The 17877-nt window shown below is 69.3% G+C and carries 11 protein-coding genes and 2 rRNA genes (1 of these 13 cut by a window edge); 6 read left to right on the top strand and 7 right to left on the bottom strand.

Annotated features, from left to right (window positions below; genetic code table 11):
- The 4 genes from AHOG_RS23205 to AHOG_RS23190 form a co-directional block, all read left to right on the top strand.
- Positions 1–1796: ribosomal RNA gene (locus AHOG_RS23205) — 23S ribosomal RNA — on the top strand (it extends 1315 nt beyond the left edge of the window).
- Positions 1797–1931: 135 nt separating this feature from the next.
- A 5S ribosomal RNA gene (rrf, locus tag AHOG_RS23200) occupies positions 1932–2048 on the top strand.
- Between the two features lie 348 nt (positions 2049–2396).
- Positions 2397–3155: a type 1 glutamine amidotransferase gene (locus AHOG_RS23195; protein ID WP_093943230.1), complete on the top strand. Its 759-nt coding sequence runs from the start codon at positions 2397–2399 to the stop codon at positions 3153–3155.
- Between the two features lie 205 nt (positions 3156–3360).
- On the top strand, positions 3361–6504 hold the full coding sequence (locus AHOG_RS23190; protein ID WP_093943229.1) for a bifunctional [glutamine synthetase] adenylyltransferase/[glutamine synthetase]-adenylyl-L-tyrosine phosphorylase: 3144 nt from the start codon (positions 3361–3363) through the stop codon (positions 6502–6504).
- Positions 6505–6535: 31 nt separating this feature from the next.
- Here the strand turns inward: AHOG_RS23190 and AHOG_RS23185 are convergent, their stop codons facing one another.
- The 3 genes from AHOG_RS23185 to glnA all read right to left on the bottom strand — a co-directional run bounded on the left by AHOG_RS23185 (position 6536) and on the right by glnA (position 11086).
- A complete protein-coding gene (locus AHOG_RS23185; RefSeq protein WP_093943228.1) occupies positions 6536–7489 on the bottom strand; it encodes an ion transporter in 954 nt (317 codons plus the stop codon).
- A 171-nt stretch (positions 7490–7660) separates the two neighbouring features.
- Positions 7661–8593: an ion transporter gene (locus AHOG_RS23180; RefSeq protein WP_093943227.1), complete on the bottom strand. Its 933-nt coding sequence runs from the start codon at positions 8591–8593 to the stop codon at positions 7661–7663.
- Positions 8594–9661: 1068 nt separating this feature from the next.
- Positions 9662–11086 carry a type I glutamate--ammonia ligase gene (gene glnA, locus AHOG_RS23175; RefSeq protein WP_093944730.1) on the bottom strand — a complete coding sequence of 475 codons (1425 nt, stop codon included), beginning with the start codon at positions 11084–11086 and terminating at the stop codon, positions 9662–9664.
- 245 nt (positions 11087–11331) lie between these two features.
- On the opposite strand from glnA, the gene AHOG_RS23170 reads away from it, so the two are divergent.
- Complete coding sequence (locus AHOG_RS23170) at positions 11332–11802, top strand: RDD family protein (protein ID WP_093944729.1); 471 nt, start codon at positions 11332–11334, stop codon at positions 11800–11802.
- A gap of 937 nt (positions 11803–12739) precedes the next feature.
- On the opposite strand, the gene AHOG_RS23165 is transcribed toward AHOG_RS23170, so the two are convergent.
- From AHOG_RS23165 to AHOG_RS23155, 3 genes are all read right to left on the bottom strand, one after another.
- Positions 12740–13468, bottom strand: a complete 729-nt coding sequence (locus AHOG_RS23165; protein ID WP_093943226.1) for a DUF4191 domain-containing protein — start codon at positions 13466–13468, stop codon at positions 12740–12742.
- Between the two features lie 143 nt (positions 13469–13611).
- Entirely contained in the window at positions 13612–14613 is a 1002-nt protein-coding gene (gene lipA / locus AHOG_RS23160) for a lipoyl synthase (protein WP_093943225.1), read from the bottom strand.
- Between the two features lie 125 nt (positions 14614–14738).
- The gene (locus AHOG_RS23155; protein ID WP_093943224.1) at positions 14739–15668 is read right to left on the bottom strand and encodes an oxidoreductase; all 930 of its coding nucleotides are present in this window, start codon (positions 15666–15668) and stop codon (positions 14739–14741) included.
- A gap of 104 nt (positions 15669–15772) precedes the next feature.
- On the opposite strand from AHOG_RS23155, the gene AHOG_RS23150 reads away from it, so the two are divergent.
- Entirely contained in the window at positions 15773–16720 is a 948-nt protein-coding gene (locus AHOG_RS23150) for an LLM class F420-dependent oxidoreductase (protein WP_093943223.1), read from the top strand.
- A 358-nt stretch (positions 16721–17078) separates the two neighbouring features.
- Here the strand turns inward: AHOG_RS23150 and lipB are convergent, their stop codons facing one another.
- The gene (gene lipB / locus AHOG_RS23145; protein ID WP_093944728.1) at positions 17079–17855 is read right to left on the bottom strand and encodes a lipoyl(octanoyl) transferase LipB; all 777 of its coding nucleotides are present in this window, start codon (positions 17853–17855) and stop codon (positions 17079–17081) included.
- Between the last annotated feature and the right edge of the window lie 22 nt (positions 17856–17877).

Below are 17877 nucleotides of genomic sequence, written 5' to 3'. Positions count from 1 at the left end.
GTGCATCGGGTGAAGCGGCCGTGTGAACGAGTCGTGGACGGTGTGCGAGTGAGAATGCAGGCATGAGTAGCGAAAGCAGAGTGAGAAACTCTGCCGCCGTATGACCAAGGGTTCCTGGGCCAGGTTATTCCGCCCAGGGTAAGTCGGGACCTAAGGCGAGGCCGACAGGCGTAGTCGATGGACAACGGGTTGATATTCCCGTACCCGTGTGGATGCGCCCATGGCGAGGCTGGTGATACTAACCGCCCGGATCATTGTTGCCCTTTCGGGGGTGGTGGTGGTCTGCGCGGGACCTGAGCTGGTAGTAGTCAAGTGATGGGGTGACGCAGGAGGGTAGCTCCGCCAGTGAGTGGTAGTACTGGTGTAAGCGTGTAGCCTGCTCTGATAGGTAAATCCGTTGGGGCGTGAAGGGTGAGACGTGATGCGTAGCCGAATGAGGCGAAGTAGAGTGATCCCATGCTGCCGAGAAAAGCCTCTAGCGAGTATCTTCGCGGCCCGTACCCCAAACCGACACAGGTGGTCAGGTAGAGTATACCGAGGCGATCGGGTGAACTGTGGTTAAGGAACTCGGCAAAATGCCCCCGTAACTTCGGGAGAAGGGGGGCCGTGTGGCGTGAAGCCCTTTTCGGGCTAGCGTTGTGTGGCCGCAGAGACCAGGGAGAAGCGACTGTTTATTAAAAACACAGGTCCGTGCGAAGTCGTAAGACGATGTATACGGACTGACGCCTGCCCGGTGCTGGAACGTTAAGGGGACCGCTTAGCTCTTCGGGGCGAAGGTGAGAACTTAAGCGCCAGTAAACGGCGGTGGTAACTATAACCATCCTAAGGTAGCGAAATTCCTTGTCGGGTAAGTTCCGACCTGCACGAATGGCGTAACGACTTCTCCGCTGTCTCAACCACAGGCCCGGCGAAATTGCATTACGAGTAAAGATGCTCGTTACGCGCGGCAGGACGGAAAGACCCCGGGACCTTTACTATAGCTTGGTATTGGTGTTCGGTTCGGCTTGTGTAGGATAGGTGGGAGACTGTGATGTGGTCACGCCAGTGGCTGCGGAGTCGTCGTTGAAATACCACTCTGGTCGTACTGGATGTCTAACCTCGGACCCTGATCGGGTTCAGGGACAGTGCCTGGTGGGTAGTTTAACTGGGGCGGTTGCCTCCCAAAGGGTAACGGAGGCGCCCAAAGGTTCCCTCAGCCTGGTTGGCAATCAGGTGTTGAGTGTAAGTGCACAAGGGAGCTTGACTGTGAGACTGACGGGTCGAGCAGGGACGAAAGTCGGGACTAGTGATCCGGCACTGGCTGGTGGAAGCGGTGTCGCTCAACGGATAAAAGGTACCCCGGGGATAACAGGCTGATCTTGCCCAAGAGTCCATATCGACGGCATGGTTTGGCACCTCGATGTCGGCTCGTCGCATCCTGGGGCTGGAGTAGGTCCCAAGGGTTGGGCTGTTCGCCCATTAAAGCGGCACGCGAGCTGGGTTTAGAACGTCGTGAGACAGTTCGGTCCCTATCCGCCGCGCGCGTAGGATACTTGCGGAAGGCTGTCCCTAGTACGAGAGGACCGGGATGGACGAACCTCTGGTGTGCCAGTTGTACCGCCAGGTGCATGGCTGGTTGGCTACGTTCGGGAGGGATAACCGCTGAAAGCATCTAAGCGGGAAGCCTGTTCCTAGATGAGGTGTCCCACCCCTTTGTGGGTTAAGGCCCCCAGCAGACCACTGGGTTGATAGGCCCGAGATGGAAGCCTGGTAACAGGTGGAGTTGACGGGTACTAATAGGCCGAGGACTTGCTATGAAGGTGCTACGCGTCCACTGTGTGGTTCTGAAGGAACAATTGTTCCTGTCCGGAACATGTCTGGGCCATTCCCTTTTTTTTGGGGGGTGGGTTCGGGTGTGTTGGTGGGTGGGGATGGTGTTTCTTCGCAGGTGTGTCGGTGGTCATAGCGGTGGGGAAACGCCCGGTCCCATTCCGAACCCGGAAGCTAAGCCCTCCAGCGCCGATGGTACTGCACCCGTGGGGGTGTGGGAGAGTAGGACGCCGCCGACCTTTACTTGATGAGGACGGTACGGACATCACGGTCGAGCAGAATTGCTCCCGGATGTCCGTACCGTCCTTTTCTCTTTTCCGGGGCTGTTGGTCTCGGGAACAGGAGCACGGTGCCGGCGTTCCCCGGTCTCCGAGCCGGCCGTCTGCGACGCCGCTCACGGCCCTGGGGCACGTCACGAAAGCCGGTGAAGCGGCCTGCCGTCTCCGGTGCCGCCTGTCGGCGAGTGTCGCTGACCCGGCCACTTCGTAGGAGTTCATCTCGGTGCTCTTCTGAAGCGGTGTCGGCGCGGGAGCGTCGTTGTCGGGACGTGACGGTCGGCGAATGGAGCAGGCTCTAGCATCAGGGGTGTGGCGAAGGCACGAATTCTGATCCTCCAACCCGCCGAGAGCGATTCGCCGGGAGTCCTGGCCGACTGGCTGACCGACGCGGGTGCGGACCTCCAGGTGGTGCGGGCGGATCGCGAGGCGATCCCGACGCTGGACGACTTCCACGCGCTGATCGTGTTGGGTGGCCCGATGAGCGCCGAGAGCCTCGGCGAGCACCCCTGGCTGGTCGAGGTGCGGGCCCGGTTGACCGAGGGCGTCCGGCGTCGGCTCCCGACGCTGGGCATCTGCCTCGGCGCGCAGCTGCTCGCCTCCGTCAGCGGCGGCATGGTGGAACCGGGCGAGGACGGCCCCGAGGTGGGGGCGCGGCTGGTGGCCAAGCGTGATGCCGCCGAGCAGGACGCACTGCTGGAGGACCTGCCGCTCACCCCTCTGGTCATGCAGGCGCACGGGGACGTGATCACGGAGCTGCCGCCGGGTGCGCAACGTCTGGCGGCCTCGCCCAAGTACGAGAATCAGGCGTTCCGCGTCGGCGACCTGGCCTACGGCTTCCAATTCCACATCGAGACGTCGCCGGAGGTCGTGCGGGCCTGGCTGGCCGACTCCGAGGATTTCGCCGCCGCACTGCCCGCGACTCAGTGGGAGCCGGGCAGGCTGGAGGAGGCACACGAGGAGATCGCGCAGACGTGGCAGCCGATCATGGCGCGGTTCGCCACCATGGCGGGTCAGCAGGCCGGGCTGGTCCCCGGGTCCCCGGGCAGGCGCAGACTGCCCCTGCTGTGATCGGCGTCGCCGGCATCGGGTCTCCCGCGACCGGCGGAGCCGCGGGGCGCGCCGGACGAGGACGGCTGCGGGGTCGCGGCGCGGGTCGGGCGTCGCCGATGCGGGAACGTACCGGGCGCGGCGGTGGCGGTGTCCGCGAGCACGCCCGTCCGACACGACGGATTCGTCGCACGAGCCCCGTTGAGGGCGCGGGAAGGGAGTCTCGATGGCCGACGTCGCCCGTAGCAGCATCTCCCCGGGGAGGTTCGGACTCACCGACCCCCGGGCCGCGGAGACCCTGCGTGCGCTCGGCTGGTGGGTGAACTCGCGGATCGGCGAGGGCGCCGCCGCCGCTCTCCAGGCCTTGTCGGCCGGCGCCGATCCGGATCTCGCGCTGCGGGGCCTCGAACGGCTTCGAGAGGCGCTCGGCGACGAGTGGCCGGAGCTGGACGAGGCCCTGCGCTCCGATCCGCGCGTCTCGCAGCGGCTCTTCGGTCTGCTCGGGGCCAGCTCAGCCCTGTCCGACCATCTCATTCTGCGGCCGCGGCGGTGGCGGCGACTCGTGGACGCCGGGGCTGAGCACAAGGACGTCGAGGCGCTGACCACCGAGCTGCTGACCGCGGTGCGGGCCGTCCCCGACGAGGTCCCGGGCGGCTTCCGGGCCGAGTCGCGGGGGCGGGAGGCGGTGGCCGAGCTGCGTACCGCCTATCGCGACCTGCTCTCCGACATCGCGGTGGTGGATCTGAGCCAGGGGACGCTGCCCGCGCCGGTCGACCGGTACGAAGAGGTCGCCGCGCAACTGTCCGATCTGGCCGTCGCCGCCTTGCGTGCCGCGTTGGCCGTCGCCGCCGCCGAGGTCATGCCGCCGAGCACACCAGGTCTGCCCCGGGGGCGACTCGCCGTGGTGGCGATGGGCAAGTGCGGCGCGGGGGAGCTGAACTACGTCAGCGACGTCGACGTGGTGTTCGTGGCCGCGCCGCCTGCCGCTGCCACCCCGGACACCGGCACGGTGGACGTCGAGGCGGCCTCCGATCCGCTGCCCGCGGAAGTGCTCGACGAGGATGCCCACCTGCGGCAGGCCACCGCGTTGGCCGCCGCCGTGATGCGGATCGCCGGGGAGGCCTGCTTCCAGGTCGACGCCGCCCTTCGGCCGGAGGGCCGGGCCGGTGCGCTGGTCCGTACGGTCGACGGCTACCTCGCCTACTACCGGCGCTGGGCCAGGACGTGGGAGTTCCAGGCGCTGTTGAAGGCCCGCGAGGTGGCAGGCGACCTGGACCTCGGCGCGGAGTACGTGGCGCTGGTGCAGCCGTTCGTCTGGTCGGCCGCCGAGCGGGACGGGTTCGTCGCCGACGTGCAGGCCATGCGGCGTCGGGTGGAGGACCACGTGCCGCAGGAGCTGGCCGAGCGGGAGTTGAAGCTGGGGCGGGGCGGGCTGCGGGACGTCGAGTTCGCGGTGCAGCTCCTGCAGTTGGTCCACGGCCGGTCCGATGAGCTGCTCCGGCCCGTGGCGACGATCGAGGCTCTGGCGGAGCTGGGCAGCGGCGGATACGTGGGCCGCGCCGATGCCGCCGAGCTGGGGGAGTCCTACCGCTTCCTGCGGGTGCTGGAGCATCGGCTTCAGTTGCAGCGGATGCTGCGGACCCATGTGTTCCCCGCTCCCGACGACGTCGCGGGCCTGCGCAGACTGGCCAGGTCAGCCGGGTTGCGGAGCGACGGCAGACGGGACGCGGGCCGCATCCTGCTCGACGAGTTCCGCAGACATGGCGGCCGGGTGCGGCGCCTGCACGAGAAGCTGTTCTACCGGCCGCTGCTGGAGGCGGTGGCGGGCGTCCCGGCGGAGGCACTGCGGCTCACGGCGAAGTCGGCCACCGACCGGCTGGCCGCCCTGGGCTTCACCTCCCCGGAGGGGGCGCTGCGCCACATCCGCGCTCTGACCTCGGGGGTGTCCCGACGCGCGCACATTCAGCAGGCGTTGCTGCCGATGCTGCTCGACCTGTTCGCGGACACCCCGGACCCCGATCACGCACTGCTGGCCTACCGACAGGTGTCGGAGGCGTTGACCGACACGCCGTGGTACCTGCGGGTGCTGCGTGATCAGGCCGCGGTGGCGGAGCGGCTCGCGCTGCTGCTGGGCAGCTCTCGTCTGGTGCCGGATCTGCTGGTGCGCGCGCCGGAGGTGCTCCGGCTCCTCGGGGACACCTCGGGGCTGATCGATCGAGATCCGGAACAGGTGGCGCTCTCGCTGGCCAGCGCCGTCGCCCGCCATGAGGACCCGACGCAGGCGGTGATCGCCGCGCGGTCGCTGCGCAGGCACGAGCTGCTGCGGGTGGCCTGTGCGGATCTGCTCGGACTGATGGACCTGCCGGACGTGTGTCGGGCGCTGTCGCGGGTGTGGGCGGCGGTGCTCGACGCCTCGCTGGGCGCGGCGATCCGGTCGGTGCTGCGCTCGACCGACGGGACGACGCCGCGTCGGCCACCGGCGCGGATCGCGTTGATCGGGATGGGCAGGCTCGGCGGTGACGAACTGGGCTACGGCTCCGACGCCGACGTGCTGGTGGTCTGTGAACCGATCGTGGACGACGCCGACGCCGATGCGGCGACCACGGCCGACGCCGCCGCGATTCGCTACGCGACCTCGGTGGCCGAGCTGCTGACCAGGCTGTTGAACAAGCCGAGTGTCGACCCGCCGCTCCAGGTCGACACCGAGCTGCGTCCGGAGGGCCGCAGCGGGCCGCTGGTGCGGACGTTGGAGTCCTACCGGACCTATTACCGGCAGTGGGCGCAGCCCTGGGAAGCACAGGCGTTGCTGCGCGCCCGGCCGATCGCGGGCGACGCCGATCTCGGCAGGCGGTTCATCGAGATGATCGATCCGCTCCGGTATCCCGAGGGCGGTCTTCCCGAGAACGATCAGCGGGAGATCCGGCGGATCAAGGCGCGGGTGGAGGCGGAGCGGCTGCCGCGCGGCGCCGATCCGACGACCAACACGAAGCTTGGTCGGGGCGGCCTCGCCGACGTCGAGTGGACCGTGCAGCTGCTACAGCTGGCGCACGCCCACGAGGTTCCGGCGCTGCGCACGACCTCCACCCTGGGCGCGGTGGATGCCGCCGTCGAGGCGGGGCTGCTGGTGGAGTCGGACGCCGAGCTGCTGCGCGCGGGCTGGCTGATGGCGGCCAGGGCGCGCAACGCGACGACCCTGGTCCGGGGCAAGCCGTCCGATCAGATTCCCGGTGCTGGCCACGAGCTGGTCTCGGTGGCCAGGGTGATGGGTCTGGACGCCGCGTCGGGTGAGCCGGGCGAGTTCGTCGACGAGTATCGCCGGATCACTCGGCGGGCGCGGGCGGTCGTGGATCGCGTCTTCTACGGGGAGTGAAGCGGCCGGTCCACGGCCGGGTTCGACCCGGTCAGCGCCTGCGCCGCATCGCTCGGCGCCGCCGGTTCCTCCGCGTCGGCGGCACCGCCCTCGGTCGGCCGTCGCCGTTCGGCGTCGGGCCCGCCGGTGCGATGCCTTCCGGCACCGGGCCCGCCGGTGCGAGGGCCGCCGGTGTCGAGCCCGCGGCGGTGTCGAGCCGCATGCCGCGAAGCTCGGCCAGTTCCGCGCGGAGGACGCGAAGCTCGGCCATCACCATGTCGTGCTGCGCGGCCTCGAGGTCCTGGTCCTCCTTCCAGCGCTCCGCGGAGAGCTGCACCTCCATCGTGCCGACGAGCACCGCCAACAGCAGGTTCAGCACGATGAACGAGGTCACCACGATGTAGCCGATGAAGAAGACCCAGGCTGCCGGATAGACGTCCATCACCGGATCGGCGATGTCCTGCCAACCTTCCAGGGTCATCACCTCGAACATGGTGAACAGCGAGCTGCTGACGCTGCCGAAATCCTGGGGCGCGGCGTCGCGGAAGAGCTGGACCCCGACGACGGCGCCGGTGTAGAGCACCAGCAGTAGCAGTCCGAGGATCGACAGCAGCCCGGGGATCGCACTCAACAACGCGCCGACGACGCGGCGCATGCTGGGGACCTGGGAGATCAGTCGTAAGGCCCGCATGATGCGCAGCGCGCGCAGCACGGCGAATCCCTCGGCGGTGGGGACCAGGGCGACGCCGACCACCACGATGTCGAACCAGTTCCACGGATCGCGGAAGAAGTCGAGCCGGTAGGCGTAGAGCTTGACGACCAGCTCGACGACGAAGATGCCGATCGCGATCAGGTCGATGGTGTGGATCAGCGTTCCGTACCCCGCCATCAGATTCGGGGAGGTCTCCAGGCCGAGGCCGATCGCGTTGACGACGATGACGCCGACGATGAATCTGGTGAACCACGAGGAGTCGACGACGGCACGGACACGGTCTCGAAGAGTCACGAACGCTCCACGGGTGGTGACGATCGGCCTGTGGTCAGACTAACCAGGGTCACCCACGGGATCGATGACTTCACGGAAGGTGGGGATCGATCCCGTGGTGGCGGGGATGCTGCTCGGCCTCGAAGCGCTTCGCCGCTCCAGCCGAGCGCGGCCTCGTCGTTCGTGGTCGGATCAGGTCGCGGGCTCCGGCAGCCGGTCGGGTTTCTCCGTAGGCGGCAGGGCGGTGTCCGGCGGCACCGCGTGTCGCGTGGTCTCGGCCTGGTCTCCCGCAGGCTCGGCACGATCGAGGTCGTCGGGGGAGCCGGTCTGCCGGGGGAGGGCGGCCTGTACCTCGTCGAGCCTGTCGTGCAGCATCCGCAACTCCTCCATCACGCGCGCGTGCTGCACGGCTTCGATGCTCTGGTCCTCCTCCCAGCGTTCGGCGGACAACTGGTTCTCCATCGTGCTGACCAGCACCGCGATCAGCAGGTTCAGCACGATGAATGCGGTGACCACGATGTAGCCGATGAAGAAGACCCAGGCCGCCGGGTAGACGGCCATCACCTCTTCCGCGATGCCCTGCCAGCCCTCCATCGTCATCACCGCGAACAGGGTGAACAGGGAGGTCGTCAGGTCGCCGAACAGATCCGGCGCCGCGTCCCGGAAGAGCTGGACGCCCACGACGGCGCTCGTGTACAGCACGAGGAGCAGCAGACCCAGGATCGACAGCAGGCCGGGGATGGCGCTCAGCAGGGCGGTCACGACCCGTCGCATGCTGGGAACCTGCGAGATCAGCCGGAGCGCCCGCATGATCCGCAGGGCCCGCAGCACCGCGAACGTCTCGCCCGCGGGGACCAGCGCCACCCCGACCACCACCGTGTCGAACCAGTTCCACGGGTCGCGGAAGAAGCGCAGCCGGTAGGCGTAGAACTTGGCGGCCAGCTCGACGATGAAGATCCCGATCGCGGTCATGTCGACGGTGTGGATCAGCGTGCCGTGCGAGGCCATCAGATCCGGCGAGGTCTCCAGGCCTAGGCCGATCGTGTTGACGACGATGACCCCGATGATGAACCTGTTGAACCATCGCGCGTCGACGACCGCGCGAACCCGCTCTCGGCTGGTCACGAATTCTCCACAGGATGGTGACGATCAGATACCCGTCAGCCTATCGAGATCCGGCGCAGAACGATCTTCCTCACTAGGGTGAGTCATGGGATTACGCAGGGTTCAGCTAACAGCAGAATTCCGGCGTAACGGGCCGGTGGTGTGCCTGCGTCCCGCAGCGCGCTCCTGCCGGCGCGGCGGGCACGGCCTGCGTGGCGGCCCGGTCGGTGTCTCCCGGCCGACATGATCGTGCGGCCGTGTCGGACACGAACGAGGTTTCTCGCCGGCCGGCGCCTGGGAGCAGGGGCGTCGAGCGACACGCCGATCCTGTCCGAAGCGATTCCCGGGCGTGTTGGTCGCGAACCGGTAACCTGAACCTGCTCGAATGGGCAACATCCCTGGCAAACCAGGGTGGCACCGGCTCTTCGGAGCCGGTGAGGGTCGCAACACCGCCACGATCTGCCGGACGGCTGATCGCACGCCGGACTACCGCGGGACCAACCGATACTCCACATGTCGGATCCGCAGTGTGTCGGCGGCGGTTCTCGGCGCGCCGTTCCGCCGAGAAACGGTGTCGGGTGGAGCCGGCGTTACGGAGCCGGCCCGGGGCGCAGCCCGCACTGCGTCCGGAGCGCGCTGCGCTGCGTGGATGCGCGGGCTGCCGATTCATCGTCTCGCTCGGGCTCCTCGCCGAGGCGCACTCGACCCGGCCTGGGACGGCCGGCCGATGAGGTCAGGACGTTCCGGGCCGTCGCCGGTGGGACACGAAGTCCAGCAGTGTGATGTGCGTAGCGGCGTCGGCGAGTCTCACTCCGGCGAGTCCGCGGAGACGTCTCACGAATGACCCGTCGTGCCGACGCCGCGGCGTCGGCACGGGCCGCCGGCGCTCGCCGACGTCTGGACGAGAGCAGTGTCTCGTCGCCTGCGTGGGGCCGACACTGGCCAGCGGTCGTGGGCGGCACTCCGTCGGATCGTCCTCTCCGAGACGCCGAGAGCGGCGGCCGAGGGGATGCCTCGTGCCGCCGCTCTCCTGACGTGCTCGTCCGGCCGGGTCGGGCCAGGACATGCCTGGTCAGCGGGCGAGTCCGATCACACGTCGAAGTACAGCTCGAACTCGTGCGGGTGCGGGCGCAGCCGGATGGGGTCGATCTCGTTCTCTCTCTTGAGCTTGATCCACGTCTCGATCAGGTCGGGAGTGAACACGCCGCCCTCGAGCAGGTAGTCGTGGTCGCTCTCCAGCTTGTCGATGACGGCGGGCAGTGTGCTGGGCACCTGCGGGACGCCCTTGGCCTCCTCCGGCGGAAGCTCGTAGAGGTCCTTGTCCATGGGCGCGACCGGCTCGATCTTGTTCTTGATCCCGTCCAGGCCCGCCATCATCTGCGCGGCGAACGACAGGTACGGGTTGCCGGAGGCGTCGGGGCAGCGGAACTCGACCCGCTTGGCCTTCGGGTTGCTGCCGGTGATCGGAATCCTGATGCACGCGGAGCGGTTGCGCTGCGAGTAGACGAGGTTGACCGGGGCCTCGTAGCCGGGCACCAGCCGGTGGTAGGAGTTCACCGTGGGGTTGGTGAACGCCAGCAGGCTCGGCGCGTGGTGCAGCAGACCGCCGATGTAGTACCGGGCGGTGTCGGACAGGCCGCCGTAGCCGGACTCGTCGTAGAACAGCGGCTTGCCCGCGTTCCAGAGTGACTGATGGGTGTGCATGCCGGAGCCGTTGTCGCCGAACAGCGGCTTGGGCATGAAGGTCGCGGTCCGGCCCGCCTGCCAGGCGGTGTTCTTGACGATGTACTTGAACAGCTGGAGGTCGTCCGCCGAGTGCAGCAGCGTGTTGAATCTGTAGTTGATCTCGGACTGCCCGGCGGTGCCCACCTCGTGGTGCGCTCGCTCGACGGTGAATCCCGACTCGATCAGGTTCAACGTGATGCGGTCGCGCAGGTCGCCGAAGTGGTCGGTCGGCGCGACGGGGAAGTAGCCGCCCTTGTAACGGACCTTGTAGCCCTTGTTGCCGCCCGGCTCGTCCTCGCCGCTGTTCCACCAGCCCGCCTCGGAGTCGATCTCGTAGAACGAGGCGTTGGCGGTGGTGTCGAAACGGACGGAGTCGAACAGGTAGAACTCGGCCTCCGCGCCGAAGAACGCCTGGTCGGCGATGCCGGAGGACGCCAGGTACTCCTCGGCCTTGCGGGCGACGTTGCGCGGGTCACGGCTGTAGGGCTCGAGAGTCAACGGGTCATGCACGAAGAAGTTGATGTTCAGCGTCTTCTCGGCCCGGAACAGGTCCAGTCGCGCGGTGTAGGGGTCGGGCAGCAGCAGCATGTCCGACTCGTGGATGGACTGGAAACCGCGGACGGAAGACCCGTCGAAGGCGAAGCCCTCGGTGAAGGCGTCGGCGTCGAGCGTCGCGGCCGGGATGGTGAAGTGCTGCATGATCCCCGGCAGATCGCAGAACCGGATATCGACGAACTTCACGTCCTCGTCGGCGATGAACCGGAGGACCTCATCGGCATTGCTGAACACCCTGAACGGCTCCTTCGTCAGATCGAGACCACGGGCGGGGCCCGGCACGCGGGCAGTGCGCGGTCTGCCCGGTCGCCGTGGCGGTGCCCTGTCACCGGCCTAATGCCACCGGCTCACGGCGAAGCTAGGTGGCTGGTATTGCCCACTCGTCAACCGGATGTTTCGACCACGTTAACTGGCCTGCGGGTTCGCCGGGCGTCACGACCCGCCGTGATCGCCTGGACCAGGCCGTTTACTCTGGAGTGGTGAACAGGCTGACCGGATCCTGGCTGACCGGACCCTCCGCGGCACTGCCGCCGGGGGAGCGACCGGAGCCGATACGTCAGGACTGGCGCGGGCAACGCCTCGGACTGCCCGAACACGGGCCGGACTCGGTCGCGAGCAAGGGGAGCCGGGCCGTCGCGCTGCTGATCGACCTGCTCGCGTCGGCCCTGATCGCCGGGTTGTTCACCGCACCCGAGCTGCCCCGGCACTGGAGCCTGCTCGTGTGGGCGTTGTTGACCATTCTGCCGGTGGCCACCGTGGGCTTCACGCCCGGGATGGCGTTGCTCGGCATTCGGGTGGCGCGGATCGGCGACGTGCCTGCCGTCGGCCCGCTCCGAGCGCTGGGCCGCACCGCGCTGCTCTTCTTCCTTCTCCCCGCGTTGATCTGGGACGCCGACTCCCGAGGACTGCACGACAAGGCCGCGGGCACCGTGGTGGTCCGCTCCCGCTGAGCCCTTGCGGACCCCGCGGGCCTCCGCCGGGTGTCGGGGCGGGCTGGTGGGACATCGGTTCGCCGGTTCGCAAGGGATCGGGGTCGTCGGGTCGGCTCGCCGGCTCGGCTCCGGGTCATGGGAGGCCGGGCCATCCGGCCGGACTCGGCCGTGCTCCCGCAGCTGGTCGGCGGCACGATGCCCTCTCCCGCAGGTCCGGGCGCCGCGATGCCGTCCGCCCCACCGCGACGCCGTCTTACTTCGACGTCGATCTCCTCGGCACCCCGCGGCGACCGGGTCGGGCGGGAGGCGACCGGGTCACCGTGCGGCGGTTCGCACCCGCCGCGGCGCCCCCCGTTCCGACGGCACACCGGTTCCCCGCCGTTCCGGCGGCGCGTGTCGTACGCCCGTCGCTCCGGTCCCGCGGGCCCCGCGCCACCCTGGGTCTCGGTACCCCCGCTGCGCGAGACGGGCTGCGGTCTGGGGCGGCTGTCGGGCCGGCGGCGCCAGGGACGGCCGTGGTGCCAGGGATGACTGTGGTGTCAGGGACGGCTGTGACTCGCAGCCTCCCTGCCGGGGACGACGAACGGGCCGCCATCTCGGCGGCCCGTTCGGTCGGTGCGGTCTGCGGTCTGACGAGGTCACACCCTGGCTGGATGAGCGCCCCGGCGTGCCCGGGCGGCTCGACGTCCGCTGGCCCGTTCGTCGCTCGGCGACTCGTTGCTGCCTTCGTCGCTCCGCGGTCTGCGTGGTTCGGAGTGCTCGGCGGACTGGGCCTGCCGCGGCTCGGGCCGGCCAGGTCGCTCGACGCATCGGGCCTTCTGCTCGCCGAGCGGCGAGAGCGTCCTGCGCCGTTCGGCGGCCTGTGTCCTCTGTGCTGCTCGGCGGCCTGTGTCGTCTGTGCTGCTCGGCGGCCTGTGTCGTCTGCGCCGCTCAGCGGTGGTGTCGTCTGCGCCGCTCAGCGGCGGCGGACCGTGCGCTGCATGCTGCGCATCTTCGAGCCCTGCGGCATCGGCCCCTTCGGCAGCGGCACTCCCTTGCTGGCCAGCGCGGCCAGCCGGGTCTCCAGGACGTCCATCTGGGCCACCGTGATGTTGCGGGGCAGCTTCGCCAGATGGGTCTGAAGCTTGGAGAGCGGGACCTGCTTCTCATCGTTGCCGACGATCAGGTCATAGATCGGAGTGTCGCCGACGACACGGGCGATGCGCTTCTTCTCCTGCCCGAGAAGGCTCCGCACCCGGTGCGGCGCGCCCTCCCCGACGAGGATGATGCCCGGCCTGCCGATCACGCGGTGGACGGCGTCGAGATGGGCCGTGCCCGCGACGGCGTTGGTCACGCGCCAGCGGCCACGCAGGTTCTCCAACGCCCAGCCCGCCGCTCCCGGCTGTCCGTCCGCCTTGCGATACACGTTGCGCTGCACGCGGCGACCGAAGATGACGACGGCGGCCAACAGGCCGAAGGCGATGCCGACCGGCAGGAAGACCCACTGGAGTCCCCAGATGAAACCGAGGCCGAAGATCGCCCCGGCGACCACGAGGAGCGCGCCGACCATCCACGGAATGAGGCCGCGGTCCTCGCGGCGCTGCATCTTGAACGCCTCGAAGATCTGCTTGCGACGCTCGCGGGAGGCCTGGCGTCGCTGCTTCGCCGCTTCCTTGGCGGCAGCTTTATCCAGCTTAGGGGCCATGACCCTAGGATACGGCCGACGTCGTGACCGGTGGGCGGCCGGGCCGCTCACCGCCGTGAACCGTCCACAGACGGTCACGAAGGGTGAGCGCGGCCCGCCGCCCACGCGCGTCGATCATGCGAGTCGGCCCCGCCACGCGGTCGTCAACGGGCCAGCAGGGCGGCGGCCTCCTGGGCCGCGGGCTTCTCGTCGGCCAGGTGCAGCAGATTGTCGGGAAGCGCCTCGCCCCGGTGCGCCTTCGTCCTGGCGAACAGCCTGCCGGCGCGGTACGACGAGCGGACCAGCGGACCCGCCATGACGCCCGCGAAGCCGATCTCCTCCGCCGCCTGCTGATGGGAGACGAACTCCTCCGGCTTCACCCAGCGTTCCACCGGGTGGTGTCGGGGACTCGGCCGCAGGTACTGGGTGATGGTCAGGATCTCGCAGCCGGCCTCGTGGAGATCGCGCATGGTGGCCACGACCTCGGCGGGCTCCTCGCCCATTCCGAGGATCAGGTTCGACTTGGTGACCAGGCCCGCCTTCCGTGCCGCGGTGATGACCTCCAGCGACCGCTCGTAGCGGAAGCCGGGGCGGATGCGCCGGAAGACGCTCGGCACGGTCTCCAGGTTGTGCGCCAGCACCTCCGGCCTGCTGCCGAAGACCTCGGCGAGCTGGTCGGGGTCGGCGTTGAAGTCCGGGATCAGCAGCTCGACGCCGGTTCCGGGGCTGACACGGTGGATCTCCCGGACGGTCTCGGCGTACAGCCACGCGCCGCCGTCGTCCAGGTCGTCGCGGGCCACGCCGGTGACCGTGGAGTACCGCAGGCCCATGGTCTTGACCGACTCGGCCACCTTCAGCGGCTCGGTGCGATCGAACGGATCGGGCCTGCCGGTGTCGATCTGACAGAAGTCGCAGCGACGGGTGCACTGGCCGCCGCCGATGAGGAACGTGGCCTCGCGGTCCTCCCAGCACTCGTAGATGTTGGGACAGCCCGCCTCTTCACAGACCGTGTGCAGGCCTCCACTGCGCACCAGGCTCTTGAGCTCGCGGTACTCGGGGCCCATGCGCGCGCGGGTCTTGATCCAGGATGGCTTCTTCTCTATGGGCGTCTGGCTGTTGCGAACTTCCAGACGCAGCAGCTTCCGTCCCTCCGGTACGACCGTCACGCGGCCCAGCCTACGCCGCAGTTTCCCGTGGTGACGGGGGCATAGGGGGCCGCATCAGGCCGGTGGGGGGCGCCGGGACTCGGCGGCGAACCGGCGGCCGCCGTCGTCCCAGCGCACCCCCGGTGTCAGGCGGGATCAGGCGTCACCGAGGTCAGCTTGGCGGTGACCTCCCAGAGCCTGCGGGCATCGGAGATGCTCTGCGCCTCGGCGGAGGTCGCCACCCGCTTGGGTCCGCCCCGCAGTTCGCCGACGCCGTCGGGACCGAAGTAGTCCCCGCCCCGGACCTCGGCCATGGTGGCCGCGTAGAGCAGCGGGAGGGCGCCCTGGTCGGCGGACTGTCCCGTCGTCCTGCTGAAGAGACCCGCCGCCTTCTCCATGAAGCCGGAGGCCCGCATCCTGGCCGAGTTGGTCGCCAGCTCGGTGTCGACCAGGCCGGGATGGGCTGCGACGCTCAGGACGTCGGCGCCCTCGGCGCGCAGCCTGCGGTCGAGCTCGAACATGAACAGCAGATTCGCCAGCTTCGACTGGCTGTAGGCCATTCCGGAGTTGTATCTGCGCTGGTCGAAGTTCGGATCGTCCAGGTCAAGCCCGCGTCCCTTGTGCGTGAAGCTGGACACGGTGACGACCCGGGAGCCTGCCCGCAGACGGAGCCGGGGCATCAACAGCCAGGTGAGGGCGGCATGCCCGAGGTGGTTGGTGGCGAACTGAAGCTCGAAGCCCTCCACCGTGCGCTTGAGGGGCGTGGCCATCACCCCGGCATTGTTGATCAGCAGGTCGAGACCCTCGGGAGCGCGTTGCTCGACCTCGGACGCCGCCCGCCGGACCGACGCGAGGTCGGTGAGGTCGAGTTCGAGCACTTCGGCTCGGCCCCCGACCGACGTGATCTTCTCCACGACCTCCGCGCCTCGATCGACCGATCGCACCGCTACCAGCACCGTGGCATTGCGTGCCGCGAGCGCGAACGCGGTGGCGCGGCCGATTCCGGAGTTCGCGCCGGTGATGAGTGCGACCCGGCCTGACTGATCTGGAATATCCGTGATGGTCCACTTCGCCATGTCGACATCAATACTCCCCCGGACGGGGGTGAGTGACACCGACCCCGATCGGGCCCGCACGGCGTGCCGGACGTTCGGACGACGCGAGCCGTAGCCTGGGCTGCGTGACTGACAGCCTCACTCTCCGTATCTTCACCGAGCCGCAGCAGGGCGCCTCCTACGACGATCTGCTTCGGCTCGCCCGGCATGCCGAGACCACCGGCTACGACGCCTTCTTCCGCTCCGACCACTACCTGGTGATGGGCGACGGCAACGGCCTGCCCGGACCCACCGACGCCTGGGTGACCCTGGGCGCGCTGGCGCGAGAGACCAGCACGATCCGACTGGGCACACTGGTCACCGCGGCCACGTTCCGGCTGCCCGGCCCGCTGGCCGTCGCCGTGGCCCAGGTCGACCAGATGTCCGGCGGCCGGGTGGAGTTCGGACTCGGCACCGGCTGGTATGCCCGCGAGCACTCGGCCTACGGCATCCCGTTCCCGCCGGTCGGCGAACGCTTCGACGTGTTCACCGAGCAGTTGGAGGTCATCACCGGGCTCTGGGCGACGGAGGAGGGCGGGACGTTCTCCTACGACGGCGAGCACTACCAACTGGTCGACTCGCCGGGGCTGCCCAAGCCGGTGCAGCGGCCGGGCCCGCCGGTGGTGATCGGCGGCAGCGGCAGGAAGCGGACGCCGCGACTGGCTGCCAGGTTCGCCGACGAGTTCAACCTGCCGTTCGTCGACGTCGACACGGCGATCGCCCAGTTCGACCGGGTCCGGGCGGCGGCCGTCGACGTGGGACGCGATCCGGCGGAGCTCCGCTGGTCGGCGGCTCAGGTGTTGTGCGTCGGGCGGGATGACGCCGAGGTCGCCCGCCGCGCCGAGGCGATCGATCGGAAGCCCGCCGAGCTGCGGGAGAACGGCCTGGCGGGCTCGCCCGCCGAGGTGGTGGACAAGCTCGGCCGCTGGCGGGAGCGCGGCGGGATCGACCGGATGTACCTCCAGGTGCTGGACGTGACCGACCTGGAGCACATCGAGCTGGTCGCCGCCGAGGTCGTCCCGCAGCTGGGCTGAGCCGCGCCGCCGTCCGGCCGCGCCGCGGTGGTGGTCCAACCGGCGTGGCCGCCGGCGGGCGTTGTGCCGCCGGACCACGACCGGCGGCCCCCGCGGTGCGCGGAGACGATGCCGCCGATCGTGCTCTCGGCTGCCCGGCGACCGTGTCGCGTTCGTGCCGCGGGCTACTCGGACGGCGGCATCCGACGTCGGACCTGGTCGCACGGCCGTCCGCCCGCCGGGGTCGCGGGTTCCGGTCGCCTGCCGGGCCGGCGGGCGGTCAGCGTCCCGGCAGCTCGGCGACCTCCGCCGCCGGCGGTGCCACCGCGATGTCGCTGGTCGTGCGGGCCCGGTCGCGTGAACGAGCGGGCGAGTCGACTCAACCCCGAGGAAGCAGGCCGGGCTCCAGGGCGAAGGTGGCCGGATCGAGCACTGGCTCGGCCCGGCCTGCCCTCGCGTCGCGTTCGCTCAGCGGCAGGACGCCCTCGATCGCGTCCAGGATCGCCTTCTCGGCCGACGGCAGCACCTCGGCCACGGTGACCCGCCGATCCAGCTCCTGGGTCAGCGAGGTCACCCCGGCGTCGCGGATGCCGCACGGCACGATCCGATCGAAGGCCGACAGGTCGGCGTCACAGTTGATCTCGAAGCCGTGCATGGTGACGCCGCGCTGCACTCGGATGCCGATCGCCGCGATCTTGCGCTCCGGCCCGCGATCGTCGGCGGGCACCCAGACGCCGCTGCGGCCCTCCACCCGACCGGTGTGCACGCCGAACCGATCGCACACGTCGATGAGGGCCTGTTCCAACCGACGCACGTAGTCGACGACGTCGACCGGGTCCCGCAGCGCGATCAACGGATAGCCGACGAGCTGGCCGGGGCCGTGCCAGGTGATCTTCCCGCCCCGGTCGACGTCGACGACCGGGGTGCCGTCCGAGGGGCGGTCCTCCGGCTGGGTTCGCTTGCCCGCCGTGTAGACGGAGGGATGTTCCAACAGCAGCAGCGTGTCCGGGCCCTGCCCGTCGGCGCGGGCGGCGGCGATCTCGCGCTGCCGATCCCAGGCCCGCAGGTAGTCGATGCGGTCGATTCGCTCCACGAGCACGGGTTCCGTGCTCGCCCGGCAGGACGCACCGCGCGCGGAGGCGTTCGTCTGAGGCACGACCACGACCCTACGCCCGTGG

The organism is Actinoalloteichus hoggarensis, from assembly GCF_002234535.1.
Taxonomy (GTDB): Bacteria; Actinomycetota; Actinomycetes; order Mycobacteriales; family Pseudonocardiaceae; genus Actinoalloteichus_A; species Actinoalloteichus_A hoggarensis.
Note: the sequence above shows the minus strand (reverse complement) of the source record. Positions and strands in the feature narration are given on the sequence as shown.

Excerpts from the sequence above, each read along its gene's own strand:
- AHOG_RS23190 (WP_093943229.1), top strand. The coding sequence starts at position 3,361 with ATGGCCGACGTCGCCCGTAGCAGCATCTCCCCGGGGAGGTTCGGACTC.
- AHOG_RS23165 (WP_093943226.1), bottom strand. The coding sequence starts at position 13,468 with ATGGCCCCTAAGCTGGATAAAGCTGCCGCCAAGGAAGCGGCGAAGCAG.
- AHOG_RS23155 (WP_093943224.1), bottom strand. The coding sequence starts at position 15,668 with ATGGCGAAGTGGACCATCACGGATATTCCAGATCAGTCAGGCCGGGTC.